Origin of the sequence: Bathymodiolus azoricus thioautotrophic gill symbiont, from assembly GCF_001298715.1 — a bacterium.
GTDB lineage: Bacteria > Pseudomonadota > Gammaproteobacteria > PS1 > Pseudothioglobaceae > Thiodubiliella.
On record NZ_CDSC02000212.1, the window covers coordinates 1 to 4,621 of the forward strand.

Genomic DNA, 4,621 nt, shown 5'->3' on the forward strand with positions numbered 1-4,621 from the left:
ACACTAGAACCAAAACAAAGGAACCGAACCGTGGAAAGGGGTTAAAACAATTGTTAGATTTTATTAAAAATCAGGGTCAGTTAACTATTATTAGCAACAAAGGGTATTGCAGTTTCCAAGTGGAAAATGAAAAATTAACCACTACACAACAAAAAGAATTAAAATACCCTTTACAGGGGACATTGATTGAGTGGCAAATCAATGTTTAACAAAACAGGGAATCATATGAACATATCAATTGCAAAAGAATTTTCAGATGTGCCATCTGGCAGATATTATGCTGATGGAGAATGGACAGGAGAGAAATTTAGAACGGAATATTTAGCGCCTAAATTAAAAAAAGCAGATCGACAACACCCTGTTATTGTCAATATAAATGATACCGAAGGCTATGGATCCTCTTTTTTAGAAGAGGCGTTTGGTGGGCTGGTTCGTAAAGAGAATTTCTCACAAGATGAATTAAACAAAATATTAAAAATTGAAGCAAATGATACTTATCGTATTTACAAAGAGACAATATTAGAATATATTGCAGAAGCCAAATAATGCAGTGGTGGCTCTATATTCTTGTTGCCATTATGGTATTCTTGGGTAATTCTCAATTACAAAAAAACTAATTACTTTTAAAAATAAAGAAAAAGCATTGGATTTTTTGGTGTCCATTACCCAAGAACTGGAAGATCTTTATATTCAATACTGGGGATCTGCTACTCATAATGAAACTCTCTCCTTACAAATTAAAAGGAAACAAACACAATTTGCCATTTTTTTTAAACTTTGCACATAAAAAATACAAACTAGATAACGAAGATACAATCAATAAAGAGCTTCTCGCATTAATTAAAAATGCCACAAACGGGGAGTTTGACTCACTTAACATGATGCAAGATACAGAAAAATCCACTGAAATTTCACATTTTATAAATAATCTTATATTGGCATTATTAGAAAATAAGATGTAGTTTCTGATATTTTTCTAAAATTGTGTCGTTCATTAAATGCTATTTTTAATAAGATTTTCTACCACTTCAGGCTCTGCCAGTGGAAATATCACCTCAATTATCATCATCATTCTCGGTAATCTTTCTTAAAATACGGTGCATAATCTTGCCACTATGGGTTTTGGAAAATCTAGAAAAAAATTGAATTTTATCTACAATGGCAAATATGCCATATCTAAAGCAGGGCTGAGAAAGTGATATTAGAAACACTATTTTCTTTTAAACGAGCAGGTGTTAATGCAACACGCTAAACAAGCCGCTATTTGGTTACAAAAATAAAAATTAGACTTATTTGTTGCTTTGTCCAGAGATTTATTTAAAACGGAACTTTGGCAAATTGATATTAAAATAAATAGCTAAAAGCCTAACTGTAAACATACAAAAACCCGCAACAATAGCTGAAAGTGTAATGTCTTGACTTAAGTTTAACAAAACTATAAACAACAAAGAACCTAACCATAAAACTGTTGCATATAGTTGCGAGTTAAACACAACAGGTGCTTCGCCACACAAAACATCACGCAAAATACCACCCATTGCCCCTGTTAATACACCCATAAAACTTGCCAGAAGTGGTGGAATATTCATCATAACCGCTACCAAAGTTCCTGCAATGCCAAAAGTTGCCAAACCTGCAGCATCCATAATTAAGAAAAGTTTTTGCGGAATGACAAAGATTCTCGCAGTGGTAAATATAAAGATTGCACTTAAGAGCGATGCAATAAAAAACACCTGATCAGCAACCCAAAATACCTCTCTACTGAGTAGCAAATCTCGCAAAGAGCCTCCACCAAGTCCCGTAGTGATAGCGATAATAATGACGCCAAATAAATCAAACTTTTTGAATCCAGCTTTCAAAACCCCAGAAGCTGATGACACTATAACAGCTAACAATGTTATCCAATAGAGATTTACAAGCAGTTGTTCCATAGCCGCATTATTAAATTTTATTTTTAATTAGATCGCTCACCACTTCGGGATCTGCTAGCGTGGAAATATCGCCCAAATTATCACAATCATTCTCAGCAATTTTTCTTAAAATTCGACGCATAATCTTACCACTACGGGTCTTTGGCAATCCTGATGCAAATTGGAGTTTATCAACATTGGCAATCGGTCCGATTTCACTACGCACCAACTTAACCAACTCTGTTTTTAATTCATCGCTTGGCTGGACACCGTTAATGGTAGAAACATAAGCATAAATACCCTGCCCTTTAATGTCGTGCGGATAACCAACCACTGCTGCCTCACTAACATCTTTGTGCAATACCAAAGCAGATTCAATCTCTGCAGTACCAAGACGGTGCCCTGAGACATTTAAAACATCATCTACTCTGCCAGTAATCCAATAGTAACCATCTGCATCTCGTTTTATACCATCACCTGCAAAATACTTACCTGGAAAAGTTGAAAAATACGCTTCCATAAAACGCTCATGATTGTTATAAAGTGTGCGCATTTGCCCTGGCCACGAGCGTGCTAATACCAAAATACCTTCTGCCTCACCCTCTAACACTTCGCCTTTTTCATTTACAACTTGTGGTTCAATGCCAAAAAATGGCTTACTGGCTGAACCAGGTTTCAGTGCGGTTGCATAAGGTAATGGAGTAATCATATGCCCACCTGTTTCTGTTTGCCACCAAGTGTCAACAATTGGGCATTTACCATTACCAATCTTGTGATAATACCACTCCCATGCTTCAGGATTAATCGGCTCGCCTACTGTGCCTAAAACACGCAAACTAGAACGATTGGTTTTTTCTACAAACCTATCACCCGCACCCATGAGTGCACGAATGGCAGTTGGTGCAGTATAAAAAGTATTGACTTGGTGTTTGTCAATGACTTGCCAAAAACGCGATGCATCAGGATAAGTTGGGACACCTTCAAACATTAAGGTAGTTGCACCATTTACCAGTGGCCCATACACAATATAAGAATGCCCTGTCACCCAACCAACATCGGCGCTGCACCAATAAATATCGCCGTCCTGATAATCAAAAACATATTTGTGCGTCATAGCAACATAAAGCAAATAACCACCTGTGGTGTGCAATACACCCTTGGGCTTGCCTGTTGAACCTGAAGTGTAGAGAATAAATAGTGGTGTTTCTGCATCGAACGACTCACACGGACATTCATTTGACATATCCTCAACCAAATCATGATAGCAAACATCTTTATTGCCCCATGCCACATCACCTTTGGTATTTTGTACAACAATCACCGTGTCTACACAATCACAAGCGGCTACGGCAATATCTACATTAGCTTTAAGAGGTGTTGCCCTACCACCACGCATACCTTCATCCGCCGTAATAACTATCTTACACTCAGAATCCAAGATTCTATCTTTAAGTGCCTCAGGAGAAAATCCACCAAATACAACGCTGTGAATTGCGCCAATTCTCGCACATGCCAACATTGCATAGCTCACTTGCAAAATCATTGGCATATAAATACAGACTCTATCGCCTTTTTTGACACCGAGTTTTTTAAGCCCGTTAGCCAATTTTGCCACTTCATCGTGCAACTGTTGGTAGCTAACTTTTTGACTCACCTCAGGGTTGTCACCTTCCCAAATAATCGCTGTTTGATTTGCACGCTGTGGCAGATGTCTGTCAATACAATTGTAAGCCACATTCAACTCACCGCCTTTAAACCACTCAATCAAACCAGTGTGGTAATCCACATTAGAGGTAGTGCTCCAGTCTTTATCCCAATCTAAAAACTCCTTGGCTTTCTGAGACCAAAAGGCATCAGAATTCTCAATAGATTCTTGATACATCGTCAGGTAAGTTTTTTCGTCAATAAGTGGAGCTCTGTCTGATTTTGCAATTGGATACATAGTAAGATAAATTTAAATAAGTATCTGTGAATAATACCTAAAAAACTGTTTTTCTATGAAGCATTTTTTAAGTTAATTGTCGTAACTTAATGGCTTCTTTATTACCCATATAATCTACTTGCGCCAAAAACAGCTCTGCTGTTGAAATCGCATCCTGCATTGCATTGTGTGCCTTATAGCGCGGTAGATTATATTTCTCTCGCAAGTTGAATAATCTTAATCCATCAGGCTGGGTATATTGCTGCATTTTTTGCATTTTTCTACGCTCAATTTTAAGAGTGTCTAACATTATTAAAGGTAGCGTGTTAATTTGATACAATTTGTGACACGCTTGATTAAGAAAACCTTTTTCAATTTTGTCAAAATGTACAACAATAACCCTATTAGCCATTTGAGATAACAGTTTATCTATTGCTTTACTTAGCGGCAAACCACACTTAAGCTCCTCATCTGTTAATTGGTGGATGGCAACATTTTGCTCTGTCAATTCTTGTTTTGGGTTGATTAAAATATGCCTAGATGTGCCTGACAAAACATGAAAATTCTTTATAACGGTATAACCAATACTGATTATCTTTTCTTTAGAAGCATCCAGCCCTGTTGTTTCAAAATCCAAAACCAAAAACTCAATATCTTTAATCAAGTTCTTAGCTTCAACCAAAGGCTGCGATAAATAGTGATAAAGCGGTTTTGGTAAATGCGTGCTATTAAGTAGTTTTTTGCGAGAATAATTAGCAAAAAAGTAGTCAATCATAATATTGAGGTTTAA

At 36.8% G+C, this 4,621-nt stretch carries 5 protein-coding genes and 1 pseudogene; 3 read left to right on the forward strand and 3 right to left on the reverse strand.

The features are described 5' to 3' along the window. The 3 genes and pseudogenes from BAZSYMA_RS09915 to BAZSYMA_RS04105 all read left to right on the forward strand — a co-directional run. Positions 1-209, forward strand: a pseudogene (locus tag BAZSYMA_RS09915) (hypothetical protein); the annotation flags it as partial. A gap of 16 nt (positions 210-225) precedes the next feature. Next, positions 226-546, forward strand: a complete 321-nt coding sequence (locus BAZSYMA_RS04100; protein ID WP_237733014.1) for an STAS-like domain-containing protein — start codon at positions 226-228, stop codon at positions 544-546. 170 nt (positions 547-716) lie between these two features. Beyond that, complete coding sequence (locus tag BAZSYMA_RS04105; RefSeq protein ID WP_090715891.1) at positions 717-962, forward strand: hypothetical protein; 246 nt, start codon at positions 717-719, stop codon at positions 960-962. Positions 963-1,313: 351 nt separating this feature from the next. Here BAZSYMA_RS04105 and BAZSYMA_RS04110 read toward each other — a convergent pair whose 3' ends face one another. The 3 genes from BAZSYMA_RS04110 to BAZSYMA_RS04120 form a co-directional block, all read right to left on the reverse strand. Further along, positions 1,314-1,931, reverse strand: coding sequence for a trimeric intracellular cation channel family protein (locus tag BAZSYMA_RS04110; RefSeq protein WP_090715894.1), 618 nt, complete (start codon positions 1,929-1,931; stop codon positions 1,314-1,316). A 10-nt stretch (positions 1,932-1,941) separates the two neighbouring features. Next, positions 1,942-3,852: an acetate--CoA ligase gene (gene acs, locus BAZSYMA_RS04115; protein ID WP_090715897.1), complete on the reverse strand. Its 1,911-nt coding sequence runs from the start codon at positions 3,850-3,852 to the stop codon at positions 1,942-1,944. A 67-nt stretch (positions 3,853-3,919) separates the two neighbouring features. Then, a partial coding sequence (locus BAZSYMA_RS04120; protein ID WP_206599443.1) for an exonuclease domain-containing protein occupies positions 3,920-4,621 on the reverse strand: 702 nt, incomplete at its 5' end.